This window comes from Agarivorans sp. D1326, from assembly GCF_056958115.1.
On record NZ_JBTWEN010000007.1, the window covers coordinates 255337 to 271360 of the forward strand.

Here is a 16024-nt window from a genome sequence, read left to right on the forward strand (position 1 = left end):
TGACTAGGTATGCAATTTAGTATTAACCGAGAACAACTGCTTAAACCTTTGCAGCAAGTGAGTGCTGCGCTGGGTGGGCGTCCAACTATTCCTATTTTGGGGAATGTTCTGCTAGATATAAGCAACCAACAGTTGTCGATTACCGGCACCGATATGGAAGTAGAACTTATTGCGACACTTCCGCTAGAGAGTGCAGTAAACGAAGGGCGAGTAACTGTACCGGCTAAAAAGTTTGTAGATATTTGTCGTGGTTTACCAGATGGTTGTGAGATTAGCTGTAAGGCCGACGATAATCGTTTGGTACTGCGCTCTGGGCGCAGTCGTTTTTCTCTAGCAACCTTACCTGCTAACGATTTTCCAAACATCGAAGATTGGCAAAGCCAGCAGCTAATTCAGCTGACTCAAGGCCAACTTAAGAACCTGATTGATAGTACTCAGTTCTCAATGGCTAGTCAGGATGTTCGTTATTACTTAAATGGTATGTTGTTTGAGACTGACGAAAAAGGTTTGAAAACTATTGCCACCGACGGTCACCGTTTAGCCTTAGCCGAACAACGTTTTGAGCAACCTTTGCAAGCGCAACAGGTTATTGTTCCGCGTAAAGGTGTGATTGAACTAGCGCGAATGCTCGAGCACGAAGATCAGTTGGTTGAATTGCAAATTGGTAGCAACAATATTCGAGCCAGTGTTCAAGGCTTTACTTTCACTAGTAAATTGGTTGATGGCCGTTTCCCTGATTATCGCCGAGTTCTTCCTGCTAATAGTGATAAAGCATTAATTTCCGGTAGAGATGAGCTTAAACAGGCATTCTCTCGTGCTGCTATTTTGTCTAACGAGAAATTTCGTGGTGTACGCTTACAGCTAGAATCTGGAAGCTTAAAGATCACTGCAAATAACCCTGAGCAAGAAGAAGCAGAAGAAATCTTGGACGTAGATTATCAGGCCGAAGATTTAGAAATAGGATTCAACGTTGTTTATGTTTTGGATGTATTGAATGCCCTTAAGTGCGATCAAATCAGAATAAATATGAGCAACAGTAATAGTAGCGCCTTGATTGAAGATGCTGAACAAACCGGCAAAGCAATGTACGTTGTAATGCCTATGCGTTTGTAATGTCTTGTAGCTAATGCAAATTCAAAGCTTAGGTTTACAAAATTTTAGAAATATAAAGAGTGCCAACCTAAGTCCTAACCCCAAGCTTAATGTTATTTTGGGGCAAAATGGCAGCGGTAAAACAAGTGTACTAGAAGCCATTTACTACTTAGGGTTTGGACGCTCTTTTAGAAGTAATAGGCCTAGTAAAGTTATTACTTACCAGCAAGACAGTTTTGTTGTGTTTGCTCAGTTAGATGAGCACAAAATTGGATTGCAAAAGTTTAAAGGCGGAGACACTGCTTTAAGGATTAACAAAGAGACGGTAAGAAGCCAAGCGGTGCTTGCTTCATTATTGCCTTTGCAAATCCTTCATCCAGAAGGGTATGGCTTGGTTGATGGTAGTCCTAAACATCGGCGCGCTTATTTGGATTGGGGAGTGTTTCACGTGGAACATCAGTTCCACGCCGCTTGGCAAAACTACAAGCGAATATTGAAACAAAGAAATGCTTTGTTGAAACAGACAAGGCAATATCAAGATTTGCAGTTTTGGGATAAGCAGTTAGTTGAACTCGCTTTAGTAGTAAGTGAACAACGCAAAAAGTATGTAGAGAGTATTGCAGATACGCTGGCTGAGTTAGTGACAGAGTTTTTGCCAGAGTACCAATTTGATATGGCATTTTATCAAGGATGGGACGATAAAGTTGCTTTAGAAGAATTGCTAAAGCAAAGCTTTGAGAGAGACCGATTGATTGGTTATACCCAGTACGGACCTCACAAAGCAGATTTGAAGTTTAAGTTTGATGGCATAAATGCAGTAGACGTAATTTCGAGAGGGCAGTTAAAGCTGTTTGTGTGCGCTTTAATTTTGGCACAAGGGCAACATGCTCAACAAAAAAGTGGGAAGAAAACCGTTTACCTGATTGATGATTTTGCTGCAGAACTAGATATGTCTAAACGACAGTTGTTAGCTAAATGCTTACAACACAATGGGTCTCAAGTGTTTGTTTCCGCGATTGAGGAGCAAATGCTAGATGGATTTGATTTAGAAGGATGCACAATGTTTCACGTGGAACATGGTGTTATCAGCGACTATAAAACGAGAGTAAAACATGGCTGAAAATGAATATGGCTCATCGAGTATTAAGGTACTAAAAGGCCTTGATGCAGTAAGAAAACGTCCTGGGATGTATATTGGCGATACCGATGATGGCTCAGGTTTACATCACATGGTCTTCGAAGTTGTAGATAACTCTATTGATGAAGCATTGGCTGGCCATTGTTCTGATGTTGTAGTGACAATTCACAACGATGGATCGGTATCTGTATCCGATGATGGTCGTGGTATTCCAGTTGATATTCACCCTGAAGAAGGTGTGTCTGCAGCTGAAGTAATCATGACGGTTCTCCACGCTGGTGGTAAATTTGACGATAACTCTTATAAAGTATCGGGTGGTTTGCACGGTGTAGGTGTATCGGTAGTTAACGCCTTGTCTATTAAGCTGCAGCTAACAGTTAAGCGTCAGGGGCACGTTTATGAGCAGTTTTATACCCTGGGTGAACCTGATGCGCCGTTAGCGGTTGTTGGCGATACTGATAAAACTGGTACCGAGTTACGCTTTTGGCCTAGTGATGAAATCTTCTCTGACACTAAGTTCCATTACGATATTCTTGCAAAACGTTTGCGCGAATTGTCATTCTTGAACTCAGGTGTGTCTATCATCTTAAAAGATGAGCGTGATGATAAGCAGGACCACTTCTGTTATGAAGGTGGTATTCAGGCTTTTGTTTCATTCCTAAATACCAACAAAACACCAATCCACGATAAAGCATTTAGCTTTAACTTCCAACGTGATGACGGTATTGCGGTAGAAGTGGCAATGCAGTGGAACGACGGTTTCCAAGAAAACATCTATTGTTTCACCAACAACATTCCTCAGCGTGATGGTGGTACTCACCTGGCTGGCTTTAGAGCTGCGTTAACTCGTACTCTTAATAGCTACATGGAAAAAGAAGTTAATAAGAAAGATAAAAGCAGTGCCACGGGTGATGATGCTCGTGAAGGTCTAACTGCGGTTATCTCGGTTAAGGTACCTGATCCAAAGTTCTCTAGCCAAACTAAAGACAAGTTAGTGTCTTCGGAAGTGAAGTCTGCGGTTGAACAAACCATGGGTGAAAAGCTAAGTGAGTACTTATTAGAAAACCCACAAGAAGCTAAGATTATCACGCAAAAAATTATTGATGCGGCTCGTGCTCGTGAAGCTGCACGTAAAGCTCGTGATATGACACGTCGTAAAGGCGCATTAGATTTAGCTGGTTTACCTGGTAAGTTAGCCGACTGTCAGGAAAAAGACCCCGCCTTATCTGAACTATACATAGTGGAGGGTGACTCTGCGGGTGGTAGTGCTAAACAAGCGCGTAACCGTAAGAACCAAGCAATCCTTCCATTAAAAGGTAAAATCTTAAACGTAGAAAAAGCCCGCTTTGATAAGATGTTATCTTCTCAAGAAGTGGCAACGCTAATTACTGCCATGGGTTGTGGTATTGGTCGTGACGAATACGATCCAGATAAAACGCGTTATCACAACATCATTATCATGACCGATGCTGATGTCGATGGCTCGCACATTCGTACTTTGCTATTGACCTTCTTCTATCGTCAAATGCCAGAAATTATTGAGCGTGGCTACATTTACATTGCTCAGCCTCCTTTATATAAAGTAAAGAAAGGCAAGCAAGAGCGCTATGTAAAAGATGAAGAATCGTTAACTGAGTACCTAACCACCTTGGCATTAGATAATTCTGGTTTATATGTAAACCCAGAGGCTCCTGCTATTGGCGGTGAAGCGCTAGAAAGTTTAGTGACTCAGTATCGTCGTGTTTGGAAAAACAACGAGCGCTTAGCACGTCGTTACCCAATATCATTACTAAGCCAGATGGTTTACCAGCGTGCGCTTAATGTTGATGAACTTAAAGATGCTGAAGCATTGGAGCAATGGTCTGAAGAGCTTATTGCTCCGGTTAATGCTGAGCTTCCTAGTGGTAACTATTACTCAGTTGAAATAGAAAAACACGACGAACGTGATATCTATTATCCTGTTGTTACACTACGTCAGCATGGTGTGGATGTAAGCTTTAAGTTCGAACCTGAGTTCTTTGCTTCTAATGACTATAAAGATATCTGTAGCTTATACGATAATCTTAATAACTTAATAGAAGAGGGTGCCTACGTTAAGCGTGGTGAGAAGACCAAGCCTGTTACTAGTTTTGAAGAAGCGCTTAACTGGCTAATGGCTGAGTCGCGTCGTGGTTTATACATTCAACGTTATAAAGGTTTGGGCGAAATGAATCCAGACCAACTTTGGGAAACTACTATGGACCCAGAAACGCGTCGTATGTTGAAAGTAACTGTTGAAGATGCGATTGCTTGTGACCAGTTGTTTACTACTTTAATGGGTGACCAAGTTGAGCCGCGTCGTAACTTTATTGAAGACAACGCATTGAATGTGGAAAACCTAGACGTTTAATTCCAAGTTCAAAAAGTAGCACTAAAAAAAGGCAATATGAAAATATTGCCTTTTTTGTATCTGCCGCTCTTGAAACCAAAAATCTTATCCCCACATCTAGTAATAACAGGATGCCACAAAGGTGGGTTTTGTTAAGAAAGGGGCGCAGCAATAGTGCTGGTCCAATACAATTTATTGCTCTATGAGGATAATATACTATGCGTAATCAATACGACTTTTCACCACTTTATCGCACAGCCATTGGTTTTGATCGTCTAGCTAACTTTATTGAAGCTGCATCTAACCAAAGTGCTCAAACTCAGAATAACGGTTACCCTCCCTACAACATTGAAGCGGTAGATGAAAATAACTACCGAATCACTTTAGCTGTTGCTGGGTTTGCAGAAGATGAGCTATCAATTGTTGCTCAAGAGAATGCATTAATCGTTACTGGTACCAAGCAGAAGAAAAACAGCCAAGCTAAGTTTTTACATCAAGGTATAGCAGAACGCGGCTTTGAGCGTAAATATCAAATTGCTGACCATGTAAAAGTAAAAGCAGCTAACTTAGAAAATGGTTTGTTGTTTATTGAGCTAGAGCGGGAGATCCCTGAAGCGCTTAAACCTAAGCAAATACCTATTAACGGTAAGTTAAACGTAGAAAGCTTAGAAGCTAAATCAGCTTAACTAAACGCTAGTGATAGAGAATGAAAAGGGCCAGCAGGCCCTTTTTTTGTTAGTGAGTTAATCTGCCAGTAGTGGGTTTACTACATCAGCTAATATCTCAATACCGCGTTTAACCTGTTCTTCATTTTGAGCAAAGTTAAGGCGAATACATTCTTGGGTATGTCGCCAGTCCTTGTCGATACCTGGGAAGAAGTAACTGCCTGGCACTATGAGTAAGCCATTTTCTTTTAACTGCTGGTAAAGTTGTTTGTCGCTTATAGGTAAATCTTCAAACCAAAGCCACAAGAACATTGCACCTTCAGATTTATGTATTCGAAATTTGCTAGAAGGTATAGCAGCTTGAAGCCAGCTAATCGCTTGCTGTGACTTCTGCTGGTAGAAAGGTTTTATTACGTGGTTACTAGCATCTAGCAAGCTGTTGTCTTTAAGCATCTCGTTAGCTAGCGCAGGGCCAACGCCGCCCGGTGACAAATTAATAATTCCTGACAAATTAGAGACTGCTTTGATAGTTTCTGGTTTGGCTATAACAATGCCGCAGCGTGTTCCGGGTAAACCAAGCTTAGATAAACTTAAGCAAAGAATAGTATTGCTGTCCCAGAATGGACTAGCTCCCTCGGTAAATACTAGGTTTGGAAAGGGCAGTCCGTAGGCATTATCAATCAATAGTGGTACTTGATGCTGCTTGGCAAGTGCCGAAAGCTTGCTGATTTCGTCATTGGTAATGACATTGCCGGTAGGATTGGTGGGGCGTGACACACAAATGAGGCCAACGCTTTCATCAATTGTTAAGTGTTCAAAATCAACGTGATATTTAAACTGTCTATCAGCCAAATATTCGATGCTAGGTTTATTACCAATAAATAAGTCTTCGTCTATTCCGCTGTCTTCATAGCCGATATATTCAGGAGCAAGCGGGAACAATACTCGTTTATTATTCTTGCCTTTACCTGCAAACAAATTGAAAAGGAAGAAAAATGCGCTTTGACTACCGTTCGTGAGTGCAATATTTTCTTCATTTATACCCCAGTGGAATTCATTTCTAAAAAATGCGGCCAGGTTGGCAATGAAGTTCTTGTTGCCCTGTGGCGCATCGTAGTTACATAGTGCAGCCAGTAAGCTTTTATTACTTAGGCCAGTTTGAAGGTGCTGTTCAAAGATTGTGTTCATTTCGGGAATCTGCGCAGGATTACCACCGCCTAACATTATCATTTCATCGCCCGCTCGGATCCCTTCATCAAGGTCATCCATCAGTTGAGTAATGCCTGAATGGCGAGTGAATTTGTTGCCAAAATTTGAATATGTCATAACGCACCTTTTAAGCTAAGGCGTCACCTTAACAAAGTTTGCTTTTGAATAGCAATTGTCATTACCGAACAAACTCCGGCTGAGTTTCTCTGGTCTTCGGCAATAAAAAAGCGGCTTAAGTAAGCCGCTTTTATTTTAGTGCAGGTTGAGTCTATTTAGCTTGCTGGCCTACATAAACAACAACCACTGCATCATCGCCTTTACGGCGTTCAAATACGTAAGGAGCTGAATTTAATTGCTTGTGCTCACCACTACCCACCGCTTGGTGGCGCTTACGGAACTGAAGGAGTTTTTGCCAGTGATTATGAACAGCTAAACGTTGTTCATCGTTTAACTGATCCCAGTTCATATCTGAGCGGGTTGCTTGGTGTTTATCCGAGCTACGAGGTCCTTTTTCACGAGCGCTTTCATCACCGTAGTAAACTTGTACCGCAGTAGGCATTAACAAGAAGGCTGAGCCAAGTTGTTTTTGCTGCTCCAGATCCTTGCTGATGGTGCCAAAGGCCAATTTAGTATCATGAGATGATACGTAGCTTAGAACCTTGCCATCGCGCATTCCTAGCACGTCTGCGTAGCGTTGATAGCCATCTTGCATATTAGACAAACAGTTCATGCCTTTTTTAGCTAGATCGGTTTGGTAAGTGAAATCGATCAGTGAATCAAAGCCGGCGTCAAATAGGCGCGAGTTATTCAAGCCTTGGCCCCAAAACTCACCGGTCATCCAAAAGTCATTGTCATCAAGTACTTTATCAGGGTTGTTTTGTTTCCATTCGGCAAAGGCTTTACTAGAAGCCAATTTCAAGGCTTGCCATGCTTCTGGCTCAACGTGTTTAACGGTGTCTGCACGGAAACCGTCGATACCATATTCACGTACCCAGTCTGACAACCAAGTGACCAAGTAGTCTCTAACTGTTGCTCCTGGAATTTCTACCGCTTTGGTATCTGCTTTATTTTTGTAGAAAGGCGGTAAACCCACAACCTTATCTGATTCAGTTTTAAAATCAGGTAAGTAAGCTAGTGACATCTCGAAGTCACTTGGGCCCGGGTTAGGGTAGCCAGAAATGTCAGTTCGTACCCAATCAGGACCCCACCATTTCACCCATTCGTTACGATCACCATAATCTATATAGTCGTTAAAGCTGTGCCAGGTTTCGCCTTTACCTGGAGACCAATCGGTCCACTTTTTACCCAGGTAATTTTCGATAGGTACGTCGTATTCTTGCGTGGCACCAAAACCAAACTCTTGCATGTCGCTCAAGGTTGCGTAACCGGTGTGGTTCATCACAATGTCCATCACCACGCGAATGCCTCGAGCATGGGCATCATCTACGAACTGCTTAAACTCTTCCGCTGTACCCATGTTTTGGTCCATTACGGTGTAGTCTTGCACGTAGTAGCCGTGGTAACCGTAATGTTTGAAGTCACCTCGCATACCGCCGCCAACCCAACCACGGATTTGCTCGTAAGGTGCAGTAATCCAAATTGCGTTGATGCCTAAATCTTCAATGTAATCGAGCTTTTTGCTCAGGCCGGCAATGTCGCCGCCATGGAAGGTACCGATTTCGTTCTTGCCATCTTTAGTACGGCCATAACTATTATCGTTATCGGGGTTGCCGTTGTAGAAGCGGTCTGTCATAACAAAGTATACAGAGGCGCTATCCCAGCTAAATTCATCGGCTTTTTTACCCACAGACTCTAGTAGTAACAAGCCGCCACTTTCAGGTGAAGGGGTAAAAGTTACCTTACCTTGATAAACGGTACTCATTTGACCGCTATAAAAATCTTTAACAGCGGTGCCTTCTTCAAAACTTTCACTTACATCTACCGTTACGGGCTGACCATCCCATTGTAGGCATTGTGCGCTTTGAGCAAGTGCTTCGCTTGAGCTGCTAGCAGCTCCGCCAGTGTTTGCCTCGTTTGAAGCACACCCAGCTATTGCCATGCTGACTAAACAACCAAGCAGGGCAGGTTTAATGACTTGTTGCATTGCTTACATCCATATAGTTATTGCTGTTGACCGAAAAAAAAAGCCCCAAAGAGGGGCTTATATAGAGAGTAAGCTGTGCTTACATTTCTACTTTTTCGATGTAAACAACTGGTAATTCTTCTGTCCAGTCTAGGAAGAAACGGTAAACACCATCTTCTTCTGGAGTGAACTTGAAGTTATCAAATGCTGAACATTTGTTAGATTGACGACGCTCGCCAAGTTTGATGTCTGCTTCTCCAGATAGGAAACCGAAGTTAGTACCACATTGCCATGCAGCATCACCAAATTTCCACTCGTAAGGTTGGCCGTCAGCGATTAGTGGCTCGTCAGCAGCAGAAGTAGCAAACCATACGTTTTCTTTACCTTCAACAGGCTGAAGTTTGAACTGAGGATCAGCATCCCACCATGTGAATACACCACGTAGGTATACGTCACGAGTTAGTTTGCTGTTTGAATCGCCAGAGGCACAGCCTGCAGCAATTACGGTGATTAGCGCTAGCACACCTGCTTTCATGATATTTTTAAGCATTTCCAATTCCTTTCTATTTTTATAGCTTTCCTTTGTCTTTACAGACAAACATTACGTAATGAGCCGAACTCGAGCTTATTTATAGCGAAGCTAGGCGCGAAAAAACGTGCCAAGCTCACACTACTATGCTGAAAAGGATTTCAAGAAAAGGCTGATTTTATTAAAAAAGTTAAGTGGATCAAAAAAAGCCGCATCCCTTGCTTGGACGCGGCTTTTTTATTGTGCAGCGTAGGCTTTTAGGCTACTGAATCACAGAGATGTCAGCAATTTCTAAAAACAGCTCTCGTAGCGAGTTTAATAGGCTTAAACGGTTAATTTTTAGCGCGTCTTCATCGCTCATAACCATCACGTTATCAAAAAAGTTATCCACTACTTCACGTAAGGTGGCTAGCTCTATTAATGCTGCTTGGTAATCGCCGTTTTCCAACAAAGGTTTTAAGCTGCTTTGCATAGTTGAAATAGCTTCTGCTAAGGCCTTTTCTTGTGGCTCTTTTAGCAAGCTGCTATCAATTTGTGGTTTAACAAAATCTGGGTTTTTAGCCAGAATGTTTGATACACGTTTATTCGCAGCCGCTAAGGCTTGAGCTTGCTCTAAAGAGCGGAAGTGGCTTACCGCTTTAATGCGTTGCTCAATGTCTGCTGGCTTAGTTGGTTTACGCTCTAGTACCGCAGTGATGACGCTGGCGTCAATTCCCTGCTCAAGATACATGGCGCGCAAGCGAGCATAGACAAACTCAATAAGTTGGCCATGTACTTTAGCTTGTTGCTCTTGGTTTAACTCAAGCGGCAATAGCAACAGGGCGCTGTTGATTAGCGTATCTAAATCTAGTTCAAAGCCTTTGTCTTGAATGATGCGAATAATGCCTAAACTGGCACGGCGCAGAGCAAACGGGTCTTTATCGCCTTTAGGCAGCTGGCCAATAGCAAAAATACCCACCAAGGTATCCAGTTTATCGGCAATTGCTACCGCAGAAGCAACTTTAGATTCTGGTAATTTATCGCCAGAAAAACGTGGCCAGTATTGCTGGTTAAGCGCATTGGCTACGTCTTCGTGTTCACCATCAAACTTGGCGTAGTACATGCCCATAACACCTTGGATGTCTGGGAACTCAAGTACCATTTCACTGTTTAAGTCAGCTTTTGATAGCAAACCAGCGCGCTGTGCGTGTTGGCTATCACCACCAATTTCTGCGGCAATTTGTGCAGCTAGCTCTGAAACACGATTAGCTTTGTCGAGTAGGCTGCCTAATTTTTGTTGGAATACAACATTGGCAAGCTTATCTAGGCGCGAGTCTAAACGTGATTTTTTATCGGTTTCAAAGAAGAACTCGGCGTCAGCAAGGCGAGGGCGAACAACTTTCTCGTTACCTTCGATAACTTGCTGAGGGTCTTTACTAACAATGTTAGATACAAAGATAAAACGTGGTAATAAGTTACCCTTGGTATCTAAAATCGGGAAGTATTTCTGATTGTCTTTCATGGTATAAATCAGTGCTTCAGCAGGAACTTCCAAGAATTTCTCTTCGAAACTACCTACCATGGCTACTGGCCATTCAACCAAAGAACATACTTCTTCAAGTAACGCTTCATCCATTTCCACTACGCCGCCTTCTCGGGCTGCTTCAGCTTCAATTTGCTCGCGAATAATGGCTTTACGTTGTTGGTAATCAACAATCACTTTGCCGCGGCGATCTAGCTGTTTAACGTAGTCGTTAGCATGGTTTAGTTCGAACTCGGCTTCACCCATAAAGCGGTGGCCGCGCACGGTACGGGCTGACTCGATACCCAGAATATTGCCTTGAACTAATTTCTCACCGTATAGCATGGTGATGGTATGAACAGGGCGAATGAACTGAGTGCTTTTAGCCCCCCAGCGCATCGGTTTTGGAATTGGCAGTTTGGCTAAGCCGTCAGCCACAATTTCTGGAAATAATTGATAAATGCTTTGGCCACTTATTTCAGCTTTGTGTAGTAGCCATTCGCCTTTATCGGTTTTTAAACGCTCTGCTTGATCAACAGTAATACCATTTGAGCGCGCCCAGCCTTCGGCGGCTTTAGTGGCATTGCCGTCGGCGTCAAAAGCACTGCTAATAGCAGGGCCGCGCTTTTCTACAACTTTATCTGGGGTCTGCTCACTTAAGTTTTGAATGCTTAGTGCTAGGCGACGCGGAGCGGCATACCATTCAACACTGGTAAATTCAAAACCGGCTTTTTCTAAGCTTTGCTGTACGTTGCTTTTAAAAGACTCAGCCAAGCCGCGTAAGGCTTTAGGTGGCAACTCTTCGGTGCCGATTTCTACTAATAGGTTTTCGTTACTCATGCTGCCTCCGTTACTTTTTGTCTTTGCATAATGGGAAACCAAGCTCTTCACGAGCACTGTAATACGTTTCGGCTACGGCTTTAGAAAGGGTTCTGACACGTAGGATGAAACGCTGACGTTCGGTTACCGATATAGCATGGCGAGCATCAAGTAGGTTGAAGGCGTGTGAGGCTTTCATTACCTGTTCGTAAGCTGGCAATGGTAAGCCTGCTTCGATTAATTTTTGGCTATCTTTTTCACACTGATCAAATTGGGCGAATAAGGCCGTGGTGTCGGCATGTTCAAAGTTGTAAGTAGACTGCTCTACTTCGTTTTGATGGAATACATCACCATAGGTCACTTTGCCCATTGGGCCATCTGTCCACACTAGGTCATAGATACTGTCTACGCCCTGAATGTACATGGCTAAGCGTTCTAAACCGTAAGTGATTTCACCGGTTACTGGCGAACATTCTAAGCCACCAACTTGTTGGAAGTAGGTGAACTGAGTAATTTCCATACCGTTTAACCAGATTTCCCAGCCTAGGCCCCAAGCACCAAGTGTTGGTGATTCCCAGTTGTCTTCAACAAAACGTATATCGTGAACCTCTGGGTTAATGCCAAGCTCAACTAAAGAGCCTAGGTAAAGCTCTTGAATGTTGTCTGGTGATGGCTTCATCACTACCTGAAATTGGTAGTAGTGTTGCAAGCGGTTAGGGTTTTCACCATAGCGGCCATCGGTTGGGCGACGACATGGTTGTACATAAGCACTAGACATCGGTTCTGGACCGATAGAGCGCAAAAAGGTTTGCGGATGAAAGGTGCCTGCACCTACTTCCATGTCTAAAGGTTGAACAATTACGCAGCCTTGGCGGGCCCAGTAGTCCTGTAAGGCCAAAATAAGGCCTTGAAAGGTTTTAATATCGTATTTATGCATGATTAGTGTCGCGCGTATGAAAAATAATCGGTTTTATAACTGACGGAGTATACCCTAGCAAGCAGGCAGACCCTAGTGCTGTTGTGCGGGGAATTGCTGATAAATTAGACTTTTTTGAAAAAACTAAGCTAACTGCCTTTCTTGATCAAATACTGGAAGGGCGTTTGGTCAGTTTTTTTAGCCACTAACGTGTGATCCATGAACTCGCAAAAGCTGACCATGTCGCGAGTGGTTGATGGGTCGTCGGCTTGCACTAACAAGGTTTCGCCAATATCAATGTTACGGATGGCTTTGCGAACCATCATAACAGGTTCAGGACAACGTAAACCTAAGGCATCTAATTGGTGATCGGCTTGATTGAAATCTATGTTATTGCTCATTTTACTGCGGTCTCTTTGTGCTACAGCGCTATTGTATACCAGCTAAAAGCGAGGTGTCAGCTGTCAACTTTGACCATTGTGTGGAGAGTGAGCTATATGGCAATGGATAAGGCGCAGAAAACCCAACAAAAAGAGGCCGAAGCCTCTTGTTGCTAGGGTCTGTTTATCTTTGGTGTTGAAATGTTGTTCGAGATAAGCGGGCTTTAATCGCGGCGAGCACTTAGCAGCCTAGTGGGCTAAGCAAGAAGTGCTTAACAAAGAGTAAAGCCCGCTTACCCGAACCCTTCGGGCAGCATTTCTTAGCCATTTACTCAGTGTTAGCGAGTGATTATTAAGCGCACTTAACTGCACACTCACTGCCTTGCCTAAATGGCTAATAAATTGATGCAAAAACCATCAGCAAAGATCAACAGACCCTAGTGTATTACTTAGCGTATCCGCTGTTCGCTATTAGGGTCAAAAAACACTGCGCTCGACATATCAAACATCAAATCTAGGCTTTCGCCCATCACCGCTGGCTTATCAGGATCTAAACGACAGCTAATTTCTTTGTCGTTTAATGTCACCAGTGCAATGGTATCGGGGCCAGTAGGTTCTAAAACACCCAGTTTTAGGTTTAAGGTTGTGACTAACGGCTTGTCTTGTTTGTAAGGATTCACATGGGTAATCTGCTCTGGGCGAATGCCTACCACAACCGATTTATCGGCGTATTTTGCTAAGTGTTCTGGCAGTGGAATAGTGTGTGATTGTTGTTGGTCACACACTAAGGAGCCCACTAAACCATGCTCACTTTGTTCCACACTACAGTGTAAAAAGTTCATGGCTGGCGAGCCCATAAAGCCAGCAACAAACATGTCTGCTGGGTCGTTATAAATCTCAGCTGGTGAGCCCAATTGTAGTAGCTGGCCATCTTTCATCACGGCGATGCGATCGGCTAAAGTCATAGCTTCAATTTGATCGTGTGTTACATAAACGATGGTAGTGCCCAAGCGCTGATGTAGCTTTTTAATCTCATGACGCATTTCAACTCGTAGCTTGGCATCTAGATTACTTAAAGGCTCATCAAACAGGTAGATCTTGGGTTGACGCGCTAAGGCGCGGCCCATTGATACCCGTTGTTGCTGACCACCCGAGAGCTGCGAAGGCTTTCTGTCTAGCAGGTGCTCAATTTGCAGTAATTGGGCAACACGAGTGATTTCTTTATCGCGTTCTGGTTTATCCATTTTTTGAATTTTTAAGGCAAACTCAATATTGCCACGCACTGTCATATTGGGGTAAAGCGCGTAAGACTGGAACACCATCGCAATATCGCGGTCTTTGGGGTCTACGTTGTTTACTACTTTGCCATCGATGCAAATGTCTCCGGCGGTAATTTCTTCTAAGCCGGCAATCATGTTCATTAAAGTAGATTTACCACAGCCTGAAGGTCCAACTAGGATTAAAAACTCACCCGACTCAATGGAGATATTAATATCTTCTAGGGTATTGGGACCGTTTTTACCATAGCGCTTATAAAGTTGTTTTATATCTAAGGTCGCCATTAATTTTTATCCTTTTACTGAGCCAGCGGTTAAGCCGCGCACAAAATATTTTCCTGCTACAACATAAACAAATAGGGTAGGTAACGCGGCGATAATCGCGGCGGCCATGTCTACGTTGTATTCTTTAACACCAGTACTGGTGTTCACTAAGTTGTTTAATGCCACAGTTATAGGCTGCGAGTCTGAGCCCGAATACACCACGCCAAATAAGAAGTCGTTCCAAATCTGGGTAAACTGCCAAATGATGCAAACCATGATGATAGGTTTGGAGATGGGCAGCATGATTTTGAAGAAGATGGTGAAGAAGCCAGCGCCATCTAACTTAGCTGCCTTTACTAGCTCTCCTGGCACCGATACATAGAAGTTACGGAAGAACAGGGTAGTAAATACTAAGCCATAAACCACATGCACAAATACCAAACCGGTGGTGGTATTGGCTAAGCCAAATTTACCTAAGGTAGCTGCCATAGGGAGCAAAATTACCTGGAAGGGAATAAAGCAGCCAAATAGCATTAAGGCAAAAAACAAGTTTGAACCTTTAAAACGCCAATGAGCAATGACATAGCCGTTTAAAGCGCCAATTAGGGTAGAGATAAATACTGCTGGAATGGCCATTTTAAAGGAGTTCCAGAAGTAGCCTTTCACCCCCTCACAGGTTACCCCGGTACAGGCGCTGCCCCAGGCTTTAAACCAAGCTTCAAATACCCATACTTCTGGCAACGACAACAGGTTGCCGCCACGAATATCCGGTAGGGTTTTAAACGAGGTTAATAGCATTACCAGTAGTGGCATTAAATAAATGGCACAAAACAATATTAAGATGAAGTAGATGAACAAACGTCCCGGAGAAAATTTAGTCATGATTATTGCTCCCGGTTACGCAGTTCAGAGTATAAATACGGCACGAGTATCGCGAGTACGCCGCCTAACATCATCATGGCGCTGGCCGCACCTAAGCCCATTTGTCCGCGAGTAAAGGCGTGGGTATACATAAAGAGTGCCGGTAGATCCGAGGAATAACCTGGGCCACCAGAGGTTAATGCGGTTACTAAATCAAAGCTCTTAATTGCAATGTGTGAGGTGATAATTACCGCGCTAAAGAACACTGGGCGTAGGCAAGGAAGTATGATCTTCCAGTAAATGGTGGGCATGCTTGCGCCATCGATTTGCGCCGCTTTTACAATGCTTGAGTCGATGCCACGCAGGCCAGCCAGAAACATTGCCATTACAAAGCCGGAGGATTGCCAAACGGCTGCAATCACTAGGGTATACACCGACATGTCATTGCTCACTAGCCAGTTGAATTCAAAGCTGGTCCAGCCCCAGTCGTGCATCATTTTTTCTAAACCTAAACCGGGGTTTAAAATCCACTTCCAGGCAGTACCTGTCACAATAAATGACAGCGCCATCGGGTAAAGATAAATCGTGCGGATAGCTCCCTCTTGGCGAATATTCTGATCCAGAAATATCGCTAACAAGGTGCCTAAAATAATTGAGATAATGATAAACAATACACCAAAAATCAGCAGGTTAATGCAGGATGTGACCCAACGGTCATTTTCCATCAATTTTTGGTATTGCAGTAAACCCGCCCACTTAAAGTTGGGTAAAAAGCGAGAATGGGTTAACGATAAGTAGCCAGTCCAAGCTACGTAGCCATAAATACACACTGTAACCAGAAATATCGACGGCGACAGAATGATTTTAGGCAACCATTTTTGCAGAGTATTAAACATAGTACAGCCTCGTTCGAACTCCGTGT

General features: G+C 43.4%; 13 protein-coding genes. 4 read left to right on the plus strand and 9 right to left on the minus strand.

Annotation, left to right across the window (positions count from 1 at the left end):
- Positions 1 to 9: 9 nt before the first annotated feature.
- From dnaN to ACYFDN_RS15150, 4 genes are all read left to right on the plus strand, one after another.
- On the plus strand, positions 10 to 1113 hold the full coding sequence (dnaN, locus tag ACYFDN_RS15135) for a DNA polymerase III subunit beta (protein WP_016400281.1): 1104 nt from the start codon (positions 10 to 12) through the stop codon (positions 1111 to 1113).
- A 13-nt stretch (positions 1114 to 1126) separates the two neighbouring features.
- Entirely contained in the window at positions 1127 to 2212 is a 1086-nt protein-coding gene (gene recF / locus ACYFDN_RS15140) for a DNA replication/repair protein RecF (protein WP_483511774.1), read from the plus strand.
- Positions 2205 to 4619 (plus strand): DNA topoisomerase (ATP-hydrolyzing) subunit B, encoded by a 2415-nt coding sequence (gyrB, locus tag ACYFDN_RS15145; RefSeq protein WP_016400283.1) that lies wholly within the window; start codon positions 2205 to 2207, stop codon positions 4617 to 4619. Before recF ends, gyrB begins: the two co-directional genes overlap by 8 nt.
- Positions 4620 to 4816: 197 nt before the next feature.
- A complete protein-coding gene (locus ACYFDN_RS15150) occupies positions 4817 to 5284 on the plus strand; it encodes an Hsp20 family protein (RefSeq protein WP_016400284.1) in 468 nt (155 codons plus the stop codon).
- Positions 5285 to 5341: 57 nt separating this feature from the next.
- On the opposite strand, the gene ACYFDN_RS15155 is transcribed toward ACYFDN_RS15150, so the two are convergent.
- The 9 genes from ACYFDN_RS15155 to ACYFDN_RS15195 form a co-directional block, all read right to left on the minus strand.
- Positions 5342 to 6589 (minus strand): valine--pyruvate transaminase, encoded by a 1248-nt coding sequence (locus ACYFDN_RS15155; RefSeq protein ID WP_483511775.1) that lies wholly within the window; start codon positions 6587 to 6589, stop codon positions 5342 to 5344.
- A gap of 151 nt (positions 6590 to 6740) precedes the next feature.
- Positions 6741 to 8576 (minus strand): alpha-amylase, encoded by a 1836-nt coding sequence (locus ACYFDN_RS15160; RefSeq protein WP_483511777.1) that lies wholly within the window; start codon positions 8574 to 8576, stop codon positions 6741 to 6743.
- A 79-nt stretch (positions 8577 to 8655) separates the two neighbouring features.
- On the minus strand, positions 8656 to 9105 hold the full coding sequence (locus ACYFDN_RS15165) for an early set domain-containing protein (RefSeq protein WP_016400287.1): 450 nt from the start codon (positions 9103 to 9105) through the stop codon (positions 8656 to 8658).
- 241 nt (positions 9106 to 9346) lie between these two features.
- Positions 9347 to 11425: a glycine--tRNA ligase subunit beta gene (gene glyS / locus ACYFDN_RS15170; RefSeq protein ID WP_472589647.1), complete on the minus strand. Its 2079-nt coding sequence runs from the start codon at positions 11423 to 11425 to the stop codon at positions 9347 to 9349.
- Between the two features lie 10 nt (positions 11426 to 11435).
- A complete protein-coding gene (gene glyQ, locus ACYFDN_RS15175) occupies positions 11436 to 12341 on the minus strand; it encodes a glycine--tRNA ligase subunit alpha (RefSeq protein WP_016400289.1) in 906 nt (301 codons plus the stop codon).
- Between the two features lie 128 nt (positions 12342 to 12469).
- Positions 12470 to 12721: a sulfurtransferase TusA gene (tusA, locus tag ACYFDN_RS15180; RefSeq protein WP_483511778.1), complete on the minus strand. Its 252-nt coding sequence runs from the start codon at positions 12719 to 12721 to the stop codon at positions 12470 to 12472.
- Positions 12722 to 13149: 428 nt separating this feature from the next.
- Positions 13150 to 14262, minus strand: a complete 1113-nt coding sequence (locus ACYFDN_RS15185; protein ID WP_483511780.1) for an ABC transporter ATP-binding protein — start codon at positions 14260 to 14262, stop codon at positions 13150 to 13152.
- A gap of 6 nt (positions 14263 to 14268) precedes the next feature.
- Complete coding sequence (locus ACYFDN_RS15190; protein ID WP_016400293.1) at positions 14269 to 15123, minus strand: carbohydrate ABC transporter permease; 855 nt, start codon at positions 15121 to 15123, stop codon at positions 14269 to 14271.
- A 2-nt stretch (positions 15124 to 15125) separates the two neighbouring features.
- On the minus strand, positions 15126 to 15998 hold the full coding sequence (locus tag ACYFDN_RS15195) for a carbohydrate ABC transporter permease (RefSeq protein WP_016400294.1): 873 nt from the start codon (positions 15996 to 15998) through the stop codon (positions 15126 to 15128).
- Positions 15999 to 16024: the final 26 nt, after the last annotated feature.